The organism is Micromonospora palythoicola (assembly GCF_036689795.1).
In the GTDB taxonomy this organism is placed as follows: domain Bacteria; phylum Actinomycetota; class Actinomycetes; order Mycobacteriales; family Micromonosporaceae; genus Micromonospora; species Micromonospora palythoicola.
In genome coordinates this window covers 51,017-66,642 of record NZ_JBAGKI010000015.1, presented here as the reverse complement: position 1 = coordinate 66,642, position 15,626 = coordinate 51,017, and the positions used below count along the sequence as shown (strand labels likewise).

Annotated in this window: 16 protein-coding genes and 1 pseudogene; 11 read left to right on the top strand and 6 right to left on the bottom strand. The window is 66.9% G+C overall.

Annotation, left to right across the window (positions count from 1 at the left end):
- The first annotated feature begins 243 nt into the window (after window positions 1-243).
- The 8 genes and pseudogenes from V5O40_RS09535 (at window position 244) to V5O40_RS09500 (ending at window position 8,044) form a co-directional block, all read left to right on the top strand.
- Window positions 244-1,065: a ComEA family DNA-binding protein gene (locus V5O40_RS09535; protein WP_408631849.1), complete on the top strand. Its 822-nt coding sequence runs from the start codon at window positions 244-246 to the stop codon at window positions 1,063-1,065.
- Window positions 1,066-1,088: 23 nt separating this feature from the next.
- Window positions 1,089-1,910 (top strand): annotated as a pseudogene (locus V5O40_RS09530) (ComEC/Rec2 family competence protein); the annotation flags it as partial.
- Window positions 1,911-1,936: 26 nt separating this feature from the next.
- On the top strand, window positions 1,937-3,361 hold the full coding sequence (locus V5O40_RS09525) for a recombinase family protein (protein ID WP_332905131.1): 1,425 nt from the start codon (window positions 1,937-1,939) through the stop codon (window positions 3,359-3,361).
- 1,102 nt (window positions 3,362-4,463) lie between these two features.
- Window positions 4,464-4,751 carry a hypothetical protein gene (locus tag V5O40_RS09520; RefSeq protein ID WP_332905130.1) on the top strand — a complete coding sequence of 96 codons (288 nt, stop codon included), beginning with the start codon at window positions 4,464-4,466 and terminating at the stop codon, window positions 4,749-4,751.
- Window positions 4,752-4,961: 210 nt separating this feature from the next.
- Window positions 4,962-5,546: a hypothetical protein gene (locus V5O40_RS09515; RefSeq protein WP_332905129.1), complete on the top strand. Its 585-nt coding sequence runs from the start codon at window positions 4,962-4,964 to the stop codon at window positions 5,544-5,546.
- 267 nt (window positions 5,547-5,813) lie between these two features.
- On the top strand, window positions 5,814-6,929 hold the full coding sequence (locus tag V5O40_RS09510; protein ID WP_332905128.1) for a hypothetical protein: 1,116 nt from the start codon (window positions 5,814-5,816) through the stop codon (window positions 6,927-6,929).
- 198 nt (window positions 6,930-7,127) lie between these two features.
- Window positions 7,128-7,592 carry a hypothetical protein gene (locus V5O40_RS09505; protein WP_332905127.1) on the top strand — a complete coding sequence of 155 codons (465 nt, stop codon included), beginning with the start codon at window positions 7,128-7,130 and terminating at the stop codon, window positions 7,590-7,592.
- Complete coding sequence (locus V5O40_RS09500) at window positions 7,589-8,044, top strand: phage terminase small subunit (protein WP_332905126.1); 456 nt, start codon at window positions 7,589-7,591, stop codon at window positions 8,042-8,044. Before V5O40_RS09505 ends, V5O40_RS09500 begins: the two co-directional genes overlap by 4 nt.
- 435 nt (window positions 8,045-8,479) lie before the next feature.
- On the opposite strand, the gene V5O40_RS09495 is transcribed toward V5O40_RS09500, so the two are convergent.
- Window positions 8,480-8,668, bottom strand: coding sequence for a hypothetical protein (locus tag V5O40_RS09495; RefSeq protein WP_332905125.1), 189 nt, complete (start codon window positions 8,666-8,668; stop codon window positions 8,480-8,482).
- A 20-nt stretch (window positions 8,669-8,688) separates the two neighbouring features.
- A complete protein-coding gene (locus V5O40_RS09490; RefSeq protein ID WP_332905124.1) occupies window positions 8,689-10,341 on the bottom strand; it encodes a DNA methyltransferase in 1,653 nt (550 codons plus the stop codon).
- Window positions 10,342-10,542: 201 nt separating this feature from the next.
- On the opposite strand from V5O40_RS09490, the gene V5O40_RS09485 reads away from it, so the two are divergent.
- The 3 genes from V5O40_RS09485 to V5O40_RS09475 all read left to right on the top strand — a co-directional run bounded on the left by V5O40_RS09485 (window position 10,543) and on the right by V5O40_RS09475 (window position 12,147).
- Complete coding sequence (locus tag V5O40_RS09485) at window positions 10,543-10,803, top strand: DUF6244 family protein (protein WP_332905123.1); 261 nt, start codon at window positions 10,543-10,545, stop codon at window positions 10,801-10,803.
- A 333-nt stretch (window positions 10,804-11,136) separates the two neighbouring features.
- On the top strand, window positions 11,137-11,577 hold the full coding sequence (locus tag V5O40_RS09480) for a hypothetical protein (protein WP_332905122.1): 441 nt from the start codon (window positions 11,137-11,139) through the stop codon (window positions 11,575-11,577).
- A 405-nt stretch (window positions 11,578-11,982) separates the two neighbouring features.
- Window positions 11,983-12,147, top strand: coding sequence for a hypothetical protein (locus tag V5O40_RS09475; RefSeq protein WP_332905121.1), 165 nt, complete (start codon window positions 11,983-11,985; stop codon window positions 12,145-12,147).
- Window positions 12,148-12,329: 182 nt separating this feature from the next.
- On the opposite strand, the gene V5O40_RS09470 is transcribed toward V5O40_RS09475, so the two are convergent.
- Genes V5O40_RS09470 through V5O40_RS09455 form a run of 4 tightly spaced genes read right to left on the bottom strand, consistent with a single transcriptional unit; the run spans window position 12,330 to window position 15,599 of the window.
- Window positions 12,330-14,090 (bottom strand): type IV secretory system conjugative DNA transfer family protein, encoded by a 1,761-nt coding sequence (locus tag V5O40_RS09470; RefSeq protein ID WP_332905120.1) that lies wholly within the window; start codon window positions 14,088-14,090, stop codon window positions 12,330-12,332.
- On the bottom strand, window positions 14,087-14,791 hold the full coding sequence (locus V5O40_RS09465) for a DUF2637 domain-containing protein (RefSeq protein ID WP_332905119.1): 705 nt from the start codon (window positions 14,789-14,791) through the stop codon (window positions 14,087-14,089). Before V5O40_RS09465 ends, V5O40_RS09470 begins: the two co-directional genes overlap by 4 nt.
- A complete protein-coding gene (locus tag V5O40_RS09460; protein WP_332905118.1) occupies window positions 14,788-14,949 on the bottom strand; it encodes a hypothetical protein in 162 nt (53 codons plus the stop codon). The genes V5O40_RS09465 and V5O40_RS09460 overlap by 4 nt, the downstream gene beginning before the upstream one ends.
- Window positions 14,946-15,599, bottom strand: coding sequence for a helix-turn-helix domain-containing protein (locus tag V5O40_RS09455; protein WP_332905117.1), 654 nt, complete (start codon window positions 15,597-15,599; stop codon window positions 14,946-14,948). The genes V5O40_RS09460 and V5O40_RS09455 overlap by 4 nt, the downstream gene beginning before the upstream one ends.
- Window positions 15,600-15,626: the final 27 nt, after the last annotated feature.

Below are 15,626 nucleotides of genomic sequence, written 5' to 3'. Positions count from 1 at the left end.
CTGTGGCACCTGATGCCCGGCACGCTGGACCGACCGGCAGACGAGGCGGCATCGCCGTGGCCGGGTGACGACCGGACGCCGGCCCTCGCCGGGTGGCCTCCGTCCGTCGGGCGGCCGTCGGATGTTGACCTGCCTCCGTCCGTCGGGCGGCCGTCGGATGTTGACCTGCCTCCGTCCGTCGGCCGGCCACCGCTCGCCGGGACTGCCGACGGGGTGCCGCCGCCGGTCACGCAGTGGCCGACCGTGCTGCTGCCGGTCCAGGCCGCCACCCGCGCCGGTGACACGGGTCCGGTTCGCGACGGCGGGCCGGTTCGGACCGGCGGTCCCGTTCGGACCGGTGGTCCGGTTGGGGCCAGCGACGAGGCACCGGTCGACGTCGGACGAGGGCGGACGGTCGACGAGGTGCCGGCCAGCCCTCTTCCGGGGCCGAGTGCCTTCGATCCGGGGCGGCGGGGAGTGCGGGCGCTCGCGGCCGTCGCCGTGCTCGTGGTGCTCGCCGCGGGCGTCTGGACCTGGCGGTCCCGTCCTCAGGTGGAGCCGGTGGTCGCCGAGACCGGCACCGCCGGGACACCGGCCTCATCCGTCGGGCCCGGCCACGAGCCGGGCGGGCCGACGGCAGGTTCGACCGGTGAGCTGGTGGTCGCCGTCGCCGGTAAGGTCCGCCGGCCCGGGTTGGTGCGGTTGGCAGCCGGCGCGCGGGTGGCCGACGCCCTCGACGCCGCCGGAGGTGCGTTGCCGGGGGTGGACGTGGCGATGCTGAACCCGGCCCGCAAGATCAGCGACGGCGAGCTGATCCTGGTCGGCGTACCGGTGCCCTCGGGTGCGGCGGGTCCGGGGGCCGGCCCGCTCCCGGGCGGCGGCCCCGGCACCGGTGGGCGGGTCAACCTGAACACCGCGACCTCGACGCAGCTCGAAACGCTGCCCGGGGTGGGTCCGGTGCTCGCCCAGCGGATCATCGAGTACCGCGATCAGCACGGCGGCTTCCGATCCGTCGGCGACCTGCGTCAGGTGACCGGAATCGGCGACGCCCGGTACGAGCAGCTCAAGGACCTGGTGACGGTGTGAGGGCGTCGACCGCCTCGGTCGGCGTGTCGGCCGGAACCCCCGCAGTCGTGACCGGTGGGGGAGCACCCGACCTCCGCACGGCGGGGCTGGCGGTGGCGGCCTGGCTCACCGCGTTGGCGGGGCTGCATCTCGATGCCCGACGGACGCTGCTGCTCGCCGTCGTCGCGGCAGGTCTCGCCGGGGCGGCGACCCTGCACCTGTTCGGCCTCGCCGGGCGACCCGGCCCGACCGTGCGTCGCCACGGCTGGGTGGTGGTGGCGATCCTGATCGGCGTGGTCTGCGGCGGGGCGGCCACCTCGGCGCGGCTGACCGTACGGGACGCGGGTCCACTGCGTGCCCTGGTCGACGAACGGGCCCGGGTCAGCGCCGAACTGGTCGTCCGGGACGATCCCAGGCCGGTGCGGGGCGGCATCGTGGGCCGTCCACCGACCCTGCTGGTGCCGGCCAGGCTGGTGGCCCTGACCGGGCCGCAGGGCCAGCGGATCGCCGTACCGGCGCGGGTACTGGTGCTCGCAGACGATCCGGCCTGGCGCGGGCTGTTGCCCGGGCAACGGCTCACCGCCGACGGCCGGCTGGCCGAGCCGCGCGGCGGCGACCTCACCGGTGCGGTCCTGATGGCCGTGGGCGCACCGGCCCGACTGGGTGCTCCCTCGGCGTTGCAACGCGCGGCCGGTCGACTCCGCGCCGGCCTCCAGCAGGCGTGCGCACCGCTGCCGGACGAGCCGGGCGGCCTGTTGCCCGGCCTTGTCGTCGGGGACACCAGCCGGCTGCCCGACGCGGTGGCGGAGGACTTCCGCGCCACCGGGATGACGCACCTGAACGCGGTGTCCGGTGCGAACGTCTCTTGGAGGTAGTGGTAGGTTACCAGGCCATGCGAGCCGTGATCTACACGCGGGTGTCATCCGACCCGAACAACATCGGCCGTAGCGTCGATGAGCAGGAAGCCGACTGCCGTGCAGTCTGCCAGCGGGAAGGTTGGCAGGTCGTGCGGGTGTTCTCCGACAACGACCGCTCAGCCAGCCGCTATGCGAAGAGGGAGCGCCCGCAGTATCAGGCTCTACGCACCTACCTTGAAGCGGGCAAGGCTGACGTGCTGGTGATGTGGGAGGGCAGCCGGGCGCAGCGGGATCTTGAGGCGTACCTCTCGCTGCGCAAGCTCTGTGCGGAGCAGGGGATCGGCTACAGCTACTCGGGCAGGCTGTATGACCTGAGCCGGACCGATGACCGCTTCACCACTGCCCTTGACGCTCTGCTCGCCGAGCGGGAAGCCGACGTGACCCGAGACCGGGTGATACGCGCGGTGCTCGCCAACGCTGCGGCAGGGAAGCCACACGGCCGGCTGCTTTACGGGTACCGCCGGGTGTATGGGAACGGCGGGCAGTACGTCGCTCAAGTCATCCACGAGGAGCACGCCGAGGTGATCCGTGAGGCCGCTCGGCGGGTAGCCAGCGGGGAAGCCTGCTACTCGATTGCGCAGGACTTCAACGCCCGAGGCATTCCCACCCCAAGGGGAGGCACGAAGGGGTGGAGCCTCAGCCAGATCGGCCGCATGTTGCAGAACCCCGGATACATCGGCAAGCGGGTACACCTCGGGAAGATCGTTGGCGACGCCGACTGGCCACCCCTGCTCGATGCAGAGACGTATGCCGTGTGCAAGTCGATCCTGACCGACCCTCGCCGGAAGACGCAGCGAGACACGGCCGTTCGCCACCTGCTCTCAGGTGCCGCTGTCTGCGACTTGTGTGACGGACGGATGCGGGTGCAGAAGAACCGCACGCACTATGCCTACCTGTGCGCTGAACGGTTCTGCGTGTCGGTGAAGACGACGGTTCTTGAGCAGTTCGTGGTGGCCGTGCTCATGGCTCGGCTGTCCCGACCGGATGCGCTCGACCTGCTTGCTCCACCGGAGGACGTGGGCGAGGTAGAGAAGGCTCGGCAGGAAGCCGCAGAGAAGCGGGCTCGGCTCGAAGAGTGGTACGCCGCAGCCGCACGGAACGAGATCACTCCCGGCGGTCTCGCTTCCATCGAGCGGAAGTTACTCGCCGAGATAGATGATGCCGATCGCCGTGCAGAACACGTTGAGGTGCCTCCGTTGGTCCGCGACTTGGTCGGGCCCGGCGCTGAGCAGAGGTGGAAGCGGCTGACCATCGGCCAGCAACGCGAGGTGGTGTCACTCCTGCTTGAGTTGCGCGTCGGCAAGACGTACCGGGGTGCGCGGAAGCTCGACCCTGCAAGACTTGGCAACTCCCGGTGGCGGGGTGACTCGCAGACATGGGCGCAGCGCGGGTTGGTGTAGCCCTCACTGTGTGAGCCCAGCCACGGCCTGTTGACCGAACCGAAATTGATCACCATAGTTAGTGGTCCGTTCGCACCTCGCGGCGGACAACGCAGCGCCATCGACCAGCCGAGAGGTGATGGCAGACGACAGCAGAGGGGAGCACCTGAGGAGCCCGACCGGCGGGCTCAGCCGCAGAGAGGGGATCACTCCCCGTGTACTACAGCTCCACCTTGAACGCCCCGGCTGATGCCGGGGTTTCTGTGTCTTCACTTGACGAGATCGCACAGCGCATCGCCGACGCTGCACCCCCGCTCACCCCTCTACAGCGCGCCAAGTTGCGCGGTCTGCTGTCGGGCCAGCGGTGAGGGTGCCGACGTACCGCAGCCTCTACCCAGCCGACATGGTGTGCCTTCCGCCCGCGCAGGATCATCTACAGGATCGCTACGCCTGGCGGGCCAACCTGGTACGCCGGCTGTGGGTTGACGCCCTCGACGGAACCGCTGACAGCCTCGCCGACCTCCGTTCGCATCGCGCCTCACACTGGTTCTGGCTTGGTGCGCACAACTCCGATGGGCGAGCCATCGTGCGACTGATGGGCAAGCGTCAAGGCGTTACGCGCGTGCTCTGGAGCCTGCTCCAGGGCGGTAGTCCTGACTGCCGCCGGGTGGCCAAGCGAGTCTGCGCCCAGGCCGAGTGCGTAAACCCGTTCCATCACGAGCTGATGAAGCGCGGGGCATGGCAGTCGACAGCCGCATAACCGCAGCTCAGGCGTTAGTGAACACATACGTATATAGAGAGCGCTTCGGCCTCGTCGCCGTGGCGCTTCTCTTGACCTCGCGCCGGTAGGCCAGGTCTTACCTCACCTCACGATACGGCGGCCGTCTATGGCCGCCCCAACCCATGCCCGCAACGAGGGCGGAACGGAGTAGTCAGCAGTGCACGTAGTGGATGGCGTCGCCTATCTGGACACGCTGACGGCGGCGAAGCGCCTTGGCCTCAGTGCTCGCACGTTGATCAACCAGCGCAGCGAGGGACGCTCAACGATGCGCTACATCAAGCACCTTGGGAGGGTTCTATACCCCCTGGCGGAGGTTGAAGCGCGGGCCCGGACGGCATGCCGGTGAGTGACGCCAGGATCAACCGGGCCGTTGCCATCGCTGAGGCGCTGGAAGCCGAGCGAGGCGAGCATGTAGAGGCCGTGCGGCTGGCACGGGAAGCCGAGCGGATCGAGCGCAGCCGAGAGCCGGTCGCATCACCGGACCTCTCCGGAGGGCTCGACTCCTTGGACATCGGCAACGACGGTCCGTCGGAGCTTGCGCAGTGGTACCGGAGCATCAGCGGCGCAGCGAACAGACGGGCCCCCAACGGCATCGCCTACTTCCCAGCGGCAGACGAGATCAGGAGGTGACCGACCAGTGAGCCGCAAGCGAAGCCGGAAGCCGGCGACGGCAAGAGTCAGCCCACCGTTCCGCTTGACTCTCGAAGAGTGGGCGCGAGACACGGGCATGACCGTGGACCAGGTGCGCGAGGACGTAGACGCGCTGACCATCAAGGGCTGGCTGATTCCAGTCGACCGCGACGTGTGGATCATGACGATTCCCGAGAGGGTGAAGACCCAGTGAGCAAGCAGAGAGTGGAGAGCCACTTCCGCCCCCTGGACTTCATCCGTTGCGTCATGGCTGACGACAGCCTCGACACTCGCGAGAAGGCAGTGTTGGTCGCAGCGGCGATCGGGACTGACAACGCCAGCTTCAAGGTGAAGCGCAGCCTGTCCCGGCTCGCTGGGTCCGCGAAGTGCGACCGAGGCAGCATGTCGGAACTGGTCGAGCGTCCGCAGGTTTCTCGGTACTTCGCCAGGGTCGATCGACCGAACCGGCGACGGGTAGACATCTGGCTACGGCAAGAGCCGACCGAACATGTCGACCCCGTCGACACTCAGCATGTCGATCTCGTCGACATGTCGGGACAGCCGCTGTCGGTGCCATCGACTGAACATGTCGACCCCGTCGACATCACTTGTCGACCGGATCGACATGACATGTCGGCCCCGTCGACACCATCTGCTCTCTATCTGCCCCTATCTGCTTCTACTCTGCCCATCGGCATCCTCGCCAAGCCGAGTCAGTTCCCTAACAACGTCGAGAACTTCAAGCCGGCCGAGGATGAAGACCCCTGGGCCGTGGCGATGCAGGCAACGCCGTAGGCCCTACCGCCCGGCACCCGCTTCGCGCTGCGCCGCTGCGGTGCGTACCGCTGCGCAGACTTGCCAGGCAGCGGCGAGGAGATGAGGCCCCGGAGGGGCCATCGCCAGCGGAGTCAGGAGACGCCGGCCGGAGGTCGGCACTCAGCACACCCAACACGGAAGGACGCCGGCCGGAGGCCGGCACCTCTCGCATGCCCTCAGGGCTTGTAACCCCTCATGAGCGGCCGACTGGCCGCTCTGAATCGAACGGAAGAAGGATCACCACCAGTGGCTACTACCAAGAACAAGACCACCATTCCCACCCTCGCCGACGCTCTCGCCGATGCCCGCACCCGCCTCGCCGAAGCGCGGGATCTGCTTGTCCGGCGGGAGGAGGAGTACGCCCAGGCGCAGGAGGCGGCGGAGGATCTTCGCGACCGACTCGACATCGGTGACGAGACCATCTCGGTCTCCGACATGGCAACCGCTGACCTCGCCGCCGACCGGGCGAAGCGCCTGATCCCTTCCGCCCGCAAGGCCCTCGCCGAAGCTGAGCGCGCCGTGGATCTCGCCGATGCGCAGGCTAACCCGACGTTGGCGGAGTGGCTGCGGGAGATCATCGAGAAGAACGTCTTCGACTTCGGGCTCTATGGCTTCCCGATCTCCGTCGTGCCGCAGCCCCCGGTAGAGCCGGCTGTGCCGGCGGTCTACCTCTGGCAGTCGGAGCCGACGCGGGCCGACCTCGCGACGGGCATCCTCGCCGGGACCGTTTACATGTCCATCGTGGTGCCGAAGGGTGCGCCGTTCACCGGTGACCAGGTGCGCAAGGCGCTCGCCGAACTCATCGATCAGAAGAGCGTCGCCGATGTGACGGTGATGGTCAACAACCGGCCCGATGGTTGCGGGGTCCGGATCATGCTGAGCGATGTCAGGCCAGAGATCCCCGTCATCTCGTCCGACGAGCCGTCCAGCGCCGAGGTCGCGGAAGTGGCGTTCAACGTCGCGCAGGAGATGGTGAGCGCTGGCGGTAAGCGTACGGTTCGTGACCAGTGGGCAGGCGGCATGATCACTGGGCTGAACGCGGGCGGAAGCGCGACGGTCAACAACGTCCACGTCTATGTTCCGTCGCATGAGCTGGTTAGTCAGACCAGCGACGGCGACCTGATCCGGCGTACCGTCCGGGCCGACTTCGAGGTGAGCGGCTACTACGGCCTCGAACAGCTCGCGGACCGAACCAAGGAGACGATCGCCAAGCAGAAGGGCGCCTTCGTACCCGGCGTCGGCCGAGTGGAGAGCGCGGACGTCACTGGCGTCGAGCTGCTTCCGGCCGACACGGCCAAGCGGATTTCTGCGCACGCCAAGGTCAAGGCGACCTTCACCCTGGTCAGCAAGGCCGCTGCCTGACGGAGCGATCGGGCGGGGTACTCCGCGGAGTGCCCTGCCCCGTTGCTCAGCGGCCTCCTGCCAGCGGATCAGAGCGGCCCCATCCGTGTCGTGGGCACGGGGATCTGAGCGCCCCTCAGAGCATCTGAGCGGGCTTGCTGAGCCCGTGTCCATGTCGCTTTACGAGCAACCCCAACACACGTGAGGAGTGTGATCATCGTGGCCATCACGATCAAGCAGCACCTGGCCGACACCATCGACGCGAACCACCTGGTGCTCGGCCTGCACGGCTTCGCCGTCTCGGTCAACTCGACCGACTGGCGCGAGCCGGCGACCACCACCAGCCCGACCATCTACATCTGGGGCGTTCAGATGATGACCCAGGATAAGGATGGCAGCCTGGTGCCGGCCGGGTACGACACCGTGACCGACAACGGCAAGATGCGCGGCGTTGCCCGCGTCCGCATCGCCACCCCGGCGGGTCAGGTGCTCCCGGCGGACCTGTTCCGGCAGGAGTTGGAGCGGATCATCGGCAAGCCGCAGAGAAACTTCTACCCTGGCGGCGGTTTCAACATGCAGTACGTCGAGGGCTCCCCGTGGGTTGAGTCGGCTGTCGTGTCGGTCGTCGACGGCCAGACCGACCTAGTCGTGAGCATGGGCGATATCCCTGGGCAGGCCGCATGAGGAGCCACGACGACTACAGCCGCGAGCGCGACCAGGTCCGGGCCGAACGAAACGCCGCACCAGTGATTGTGCTGCGCGCCGAGACTCAGGTACTCATCCCCGCCGCCGACCCCGAGTGGCACCAGACGGCGCGCGAGATGTGGTCGGCACTGATGGACTCCCCGCAAGCCGGCATCATGACCGGCGTTGACTGGGCGTACGCCAAGTTCTGCTTCGGCGAGCTGAGCGCCTATCTCAACGGCGAGTACGCCAGCCGAGGACGCACCAAGGGCAAGAGCGCCGTCGCGCTGGACACCGTAGACCGGCTACTGCGCGGCGTGATCATCCCGCCGGCCGACCGGCTACGTCTGCGCGTGGCCATCGAGCCGCCACCGCCCCCGGCACCCCGTGAGCTGACCCTTGACGACCTCGATACCGCCATCGCCGAGGCGGAGGACGGTGCGAACCGGTGAACGACCTCGCGTACAAGGTGCTCCGCGACCACGCGGAAGGCTGGCTCAAGGCTGCGCAAGATTCGAGGCTCAGCGCAGACCAGAGAGCCAGCTACCTGAGGATGGCTCGGGGATTCGTGGAGTGGGCCCGCCAGATGCGCGGACGATAGAGGTAACGCAACCCACTACGGGCCCTGGGTAAGGTCGTCCAGGGCCCTCTGGAGGGGGTTGGTTCTAAAGTTCCCTGGGGCTGCGCGCGATCTCCGCTGCTATCACTTGGCGGTCGGTGAATCGTTGCGCAAGGGGTCATACCCCCACCCGAAGGGAGATGCGAGTGCCGACCAAGGCCGAATGTTGGGAGAAGTTCTGGCAGATCATCGCCCAGGCCCACGTCGACGCTTGTCGCCGCGAGGCTGCCGCCGAGAGAGAGGCGGAGGACCAGCGGCGCTGCCGGCGCTAACCCTCGGCCTCTCCCGTCGTCCGCTCCCGAGGTTGAACCTTGATGCCGAGGATCGCGTTGGCGGCTTCCCACTGCTCCCACGTTGGGGTAGGAGCCTTGGCAAGCTGCCGTTGAATCCATGCTTCGCAGGCTGCGGCCTCGGCTGCGGCTCGCTCTTCGCGGCGGTTGCTCTTGATGGTGCCCATGCTGCACTCCTTGCCCCTGATCAGCCGAACAGCGTGCCCTGGTCGCCCTTGTCGACTCGCTTCTGTGCCTGGAAGTAGGGCAACAGGGTGTTGGGCAGCGTGGGCCGCTTTCCTTGAAGTAGTTCTTCGACGGTGATGAGTTGCACCTTCGGGAACTTCTGGCCGTTCGCCGGGTGTACGTACAGACCACTGTGGTTCGCCGCTTCGGCCATCGCCTTGGTGGGCTTGTTCATGCAGATGAAGACACCCATCCCGGCCCGTTGAGACTGCACTGTCCCGATCAGGTCCCGTACGTGTCCCGGATTGGTCGCGCCGCCCTTGACTGAAACGAGGATCTTGTCAGAGTTACCCTTGCCGTCGATCGGGAACCTGATCACGCCGTCGATGCCGCGATCCCCCACCTGCTTCTCGTTCGGCTGACCGTCGATGGTCATTACGCACCAGCGCTCGAACTCGAACGGCGAGCGCTTGGCGAGGGCTTGGGCCCCTGCGAGGTCTCGGGGGATACCCAGGACCTCGTAGGTCTTGCGGATTCCCTCACCGTACGTGTGGCGCAGCCGGGCATCGATCAAGTCGATAGCGAGCGTTGTCACGTCGATGCCGACCCACCGGCGGCCGAGCTTCTGGGCGGCATCGATAGTTGTACCGCAGCCCGCGAAGGGGTCTAGGACAACGCTCCCCTCACTCGATGCCATGGCGAGGATGCGTTCTAGAAGGGCTAGTGGCTTCTGGGTTGGATAACCGAGACGTTCTGCTGCCCGCGAATTGATCGGCAGGATGTCGGTCCAGATGTCGCCGATAGGACGACCGCGCTGCTCTTCCAAGTAGCGCTTCATCTGTGGAACCCGGCCCGGCGCGGTCTGCACAACGATTCCTTGCTCGTACGCCTCTTGCATCCGCTCTCTGGTCCACCTCCACACCCGCGTAACTCCCAGGAATTCATAGGTGAGGTTGGGGCGATCCGGGTTGGGGTTTAGGAGGCTTGCGAGTCGGTAGAGACGACCATCGGGATCGCGGTAGCGATACTTCGACTTCGTACGTTCATCTAGGTCGTTCTCATCGTAGGGCTGAAATACGGCATCCTCGTTCCAGAGGCTATCTTCCGACTTCGCATAGCCCAGGATCACATCATGGTTGTTGGGTAGCCTGCGAGTCATCAACCCCTTAGGGTTGGTGCGTTGCCAGATAATCTCGTTACGGAAGTTTCGAGCATCGAAGATGGCATCAAGCAGAATCTTGAGGTAGTGGCTAGCTGTTGGGTCGCAGTGCAAGTACAGCGAGCCGGTCGGCTTCAGGACGCGGCGCAGTTCGATAAGTCGAGCAGTCATCATGACTAAGTAGGCGAGAACGTCGTTGTCGCCGAGCAGCTTGCGCATAGCCTCAAGTGCATCCTTGACCGCGTTAGGCGCATCCCCGTTTAGCAAGTCGATGTACAGCGCCTCGGCATCATGGCTCCAAGTCCACGTGTCATCGAACGCTTCGATCTGCGCCTGCGCCTCGTCGCCGCCCTTCTCCTTGAAGAGGACGTTGTATGAGCGATTCGAGTTGAAGGGGGGATCAAGATATACAAGGTCTATGGATTCCGACGGTATATGTTCGCGCAGAACATCGAGGTTGTCGCCGTAGTAGAGCTTGTTCAACCACTGCCCCGTCTCGATCTTGCGTCGCGCCATCGCGCGAGCGTTCCATGCCGTCCAGCCACACGGTAGCGGGCTGTCGGGTTCTTGCCTTGGAGGCTGCGCAGGGTTGCGCTGCATGATCTTGGGTGCTAGCGGCAGTCACGGGCATGCATACGTGAGGTCACCTTGCGTAAGCTGCTGCCGACTAATCACGCTCGGTGAGTGTGCCGGGCGCTGGCATCAGGGGGAGGGCATGTGAGTGCGGCACAGATCATCGCGCAGTTGACTGCTGCAACGCGAAAGCTGGACGAGGCGCAGGCCAAGCTACTTGCGGCGAGGCAGGATGCCGCAGAGGCCAGGCAGCTTGTGGCCGGTGCGTTGCAGGGCAGTTCAGGTCAGCTCACGGGGCAGATCGACCAGTTGGTGGAGGCGGTCGGGCAGATCGCCGGACGTGCGCCCGCAGCGAAGCAGCAGGTACAGACCACCATCAGCAAGGTTCAAGCGCTGGGAAACTGAGTGAGGGTGGTGGTAGCGGGTCAGGCCAACCACCCATCGCAGCGCCGCAACTGCGACCGGCAGTGCCGAGCGCGGCACCGAACGCTTCGGATGCGTCGAGGGCGCAGCGCGATAGGGCCGAACGCAACCCAGCCGGGCCACCGGCACGGAAGGAGCGCGTTTCGCCGGAAGCTCTGGGTTTCGGTGCTGCCACAGGTAGTGCACTGTGGGCTACCGTCTCGGAGATCATGCCTGTGCAAGCCAAGGCCATCGTGGGAACCGCTCTCGCGGTTGGCGCGGCGGTCGGTGCCGGCAAGTCATGGCTCAACAAGCGACGCGATGAGAAGGAGCGGGATGGAGATCAGCAAGCGGGTTGAGCCGCTGGTGCGCAGCGCGCTTGACGCGGCTGTCAAGCGGGACTTCAACAGGCTCGACGCTGCGCTCAAGGTGTTCCCGGATGACCAGGCCGTCAAGGATGCAGTAGCTCTCGCGTTGTCCGTGACGCTCTACGTTCTTCGGGACACCCACAACGGCAAGCCGAGCGAGCAGGAGACCGAGGCGGTTGCAGTTGAGATCGCCCGTGCAGAGCCTTGGGCTCAGGCCACCCAGGCGGAAGTGAGCACGTTCCTCCGCAAGCTGGTGAACGGTGAGCCGTTCGCCGACGAACTGCCGAGCGAGAGCGTCATCATCCTTGCCTTCGTCTCGGCGGCGAACCTCTTGGCCTCCTGCCATCGTCAGGATGAAGAGTGGTGGGACTACCTCGATCGTGCGGAAGCCGCAATCGAGTCCGCGTGAGAGGCGGGCGAGGCTGAGCGTTGCGATCGACTGCCCCAGCACAGCAGGAAGCGCCGGCCATCCCACGATGGTGACCGGCGCTTCCTGCTGTCCGAGGTTCAACCGTCGCTGCGTGCACAACCAGGCATAGCGCACAGTCCAGGCGTGTCGAGCGTGATTTATGTTTCAGAGTTCAGGCGTCGGGGCGGTGCCGCTCCCCCTGTTCAACCCTCAGAAGGGTACGGGAGGAGGGTTCGTACGCTAGTGCGATCAGGTGCCTGGTCACGCCGGACAGTGGGCATGCTCGCTATGGTGTCTCCGGCGCACGAAACAGACCTACCTGGTCACCGAGATCAAGGCTGGCAGGCATCGCCCCGACGCGCGGGGGACGGTCCCCCGGATCTGCGATCTCGGGAGGGATGGCGAGTGACCATGCGCCGTAAGGGGCCTTCTGGCCCGAGGAGGGACCGGCGGACCAACGCCAACCGGTGGCGGGACGTCGGGGAGTGGGTAGCACTGGCACTCAAGGTGCTCACCTACGCCGCCGGCCTGGCGATAACCCTGGCCGGAAACGGATGCGGGCCCAACTGACGACCGTCAGCTAGGCCCACATCAAGCGGGAAGGGCCTCCGCCTCGCGGCCTGGGAAACCTGGGGCGGGGGTCTTCCTCCAGTCGCATCGGACTTAGTAGCGACTTCTACTATCAAGTTGCAGGCTACCCGTACCACCCAGAAGGCTGCGACAGGGTGACGGAGATTTATTGGTCCGGGTACTCAGTCGGTTACTCGCCTCGCTACTGGTGCCCCAGACCACACAGCTAGGTCCTGCCGTGCGTACAGGTCAGCGTTCCCCTGCTTGCCTCGCGGCTTGGGCACCTCACCGACTCCCCGCTGTAGCCGCTTCTTGGCTGCCTCGTGAGACCAGGGGAGCACTCCGGCATCTACCGCCTGACGCAGCGTCAGGAAGTCCCCGGCAGGGCTTGATAGGGCGTTGACCTGGGATGTCTCCGGGGACCGGGGACATGCAAGCGCCCGAGCCTCGCTGGCAGACAGGTAGGCAACCTGCGTCTCGGTGGCTTGTCCGCCGATGACGATCTGCCACCGGCCGAGGGTGCGCGAGGCGCGCGGCATGGCCGCCTCGGGCACCAACATCTTCCAGTTGTTCGCGGTGTACCGGGCGAGGCACCTGATGCCGAAGTTCTCCCGCGCCTCGGGTCCGCCGATGGCCCGAGCGGTGAGCATCTGCGCGATGGCTAGCACGTTGACCTTGGCGCTGCGACCCATGAACAGCAGGTCAGCCAGTGCGGAGACGGCGGGGGAGCGCTTGGGGTCTCCCTTGCCGCGTGCCTCTGCCCAGAAGTTGACCAGTTGCCCGATGGTGGCGTTCAGCTCCTCGGCGATGACCAGCACGCGCGGACCGGGGTCCCAGTCCTCAGCCTCGTGCATGGCCAAGCTGTTCCGCTCATCGGCGAGCGCGGCCAGGCGCACGAGCACGTCGTGCATCTGCGTCGGCTTGGTGCAGTAGTCGACGCCAGCCAGCCCGAGTGCCCAACGGTGCGAGCCCTTGCGGTCGAGGATGACCACCCGGCCACCCCTGGCGAGTACCTGCACGGCGACCAACTCGGCGAGCACGCTCTTGCCCGCACCCGTTCCGGCCGATACGGCGATGTGCGGCGAGTCGTCCCGCAGGGACAGGATCACCGGCTGATCGCCCGCACCCTGCCCGATGTAGAACTCCCACTCGGCCAGCCGGGGCAGGTGCTCGGCGACCTGGTCGACGCCGACCCGAGCCGGGGGACGCTTGCGCACAGTCCAGACGGCACGCACCCGAGGGCCGACCTGGTGCCATGACTCGACCAGGTCGGCAACGGGGATCTTGCTGCCGATGATGGACGACACCAACTGCCGTTGTTCCTTGGTCAGGTACGGGGTGTCTGCGGTCAGCTCGATACGCGGACCCTGGTCGCCATCGACGGGCCGGCGGAACACGGCCAGCTTGGACGTGACCGGCTTGGCCTTGCGCTGCACCGACCAGGCTGCCCGCTGAGCGCGCTCAGGAAGCCACCGGATGATCGGCTCGACGTGCTCGCCGTACCAGGTCCGCACGGCTGTCTCAGCCGGGCTCAGCGGCTTCGCCAGCCGGGGAGTGAGGTTGCCCAACGACGGATCAACGTGCAGGCGTACGCCGGCCTGTAGGCCCATCGCCGGGGCGAGGGCAGCCAGGGTCGGCGTTACGTACTCCCGGTTGAACCGGCGCATGGTGAACCGTCGCCTGAGCCGGTAGCCGGTCACCAGCGCAGCGGAGCCGATCAGTGAGCCGACCTGCTCGGGCTGAGCCACGGCCAGCGCAGCGGTAGCCGGCACGCTGAGCCGGATCATCTGACGCTGCCAGCCGGCCAGCAGGCCCGGTCCCCGGTGGCGGTACGGGTAGCCAGGCTTGCCGCTGAGCGGCCTACCGGAGAGGTACCGGTAGGCCACCCGCGACACGGTGTGCTTGCGCTGTAGCTTGCGGAGAGCCCGCTCAAGCTCGGTCATGCCGTCACCCCGGCCAGCTCGGGCGTACGCCCGTTGACGACGGTCTCGGCAGGCTGCGCCGGGGAAGCCGAACCTGTCGCTACCCGCTTCGGCTTGTACCGCTTGAGCGTTGCCAGGCTTACCCCGGCCAACTCGGCAAGCCGGGCGTTGTTCGCCTCGGGCTCGGCCAGGCAAGCGGCCATCACGCGGTCAGCCGACGTGAGCGACCGGGGAACCGGCTTGCGGCTCGGCTCGGTGGTCCGCTTGACCGGCTGAGCCTTGACCGGCTCGGGCTCGACGGCAACCGGCTCAGCGGCGGTGACCGGCTTGACCTGCTGGACGGGCTCAGGGTGAATCAGCTTGCCTCGCCGAGACAGCACCTCGACGGCAAGTAGGAAGGCGATCGGCGGGACGGCGGCGACTGCTCGTGCCGTCCAGGTCGGCTGAGCCGATGCGATGTTGGCGGCAAGGGTGGCGATGATGCCGAACGCCACAGCCAGCCGAGCGGACAGGCGAGGCTTCCGGCCGCTGCGCTTGTCGTCGAGCATCGCCAGCGTGCCGACCAGGATCAGCCCATCGATGGACAGCGGGAGCACAGCGGCAACCGAGACGTGCTCACCGGCCGACCGGGCAACGGCGAAGATGTGGGAGAACGAGGCGTAGCCGGCGACCAGGGCAACGAGACCGGTGCTCAGGCGAGAGGCAACCGAAGTGAGGTTCACGGGCGGATCTCCTTGCGGGCGGTGCGGGCGGTGGTGTCGGCGGCAACCTGGTCGGCGTGCTGGTTGACCAGCAGGCGAGCGATGACGAACGGCGAGAGCATCGCCACGGGTCCGCCGATGAGGACCAGGACCAGGGCGTAGGCAGCGGTGGCGTTCATCGGCCACCCGCCAGCGCCTCAGAGCGGCACGCGCCGCAACGGTGGGCAGGCATACCCCGGTGCCTCGGGCACTGCTCCACGCCCCGCTGTACGGGCAGCGCAGCACCAGTGAGAGCGCGCGGGGTGAAGGTCTTCTTGCCGTTGATCTTCGGAGAACTCTCTCCCGCGCTTGCGCGGAAGGACGGTTCTTTATGGTTCAAGGACGGTTCGTAGGAAGCCTGCTTCCGGCCGGTGCGGAAGCCTGCTTCCGGCCGCTCGGCAGTGTGCTTCCGGCCGGTCTCCACCGGGGGGAAGCCTGCTTCCGGGCGGTTATCCACAGCCTCGGGAACCTCGGTCGGCTTGCCGGATGCCGGCTCGGCGAACGGGTCAAGCGAACCGGGAACGGTGCGGCGACGCTCCATCGCGAGATCCCAGACAACCGGCCGCCGGTCGGTCGGCAGGTGGAAGACGTGCCGCTGATCGCCGCGCCGGATGATGCCGAGCCGTTCGAGCGTCGCCAGGTCGGTACGAATCGAGCGGGTCGACTTCCGGGCGTAGTGGGCGAGCCGTTCCTGAGACGGGTACGCGGCTCGGCCGTTGGCGTGCGCGTGGTTGGCGAGGCCGATCAGTACAGCCAAGCAGGCGGGGGGAACGTCGGGCGCGTCGTTCAACGCCCAAGAGACAGCTTCTACACTCAC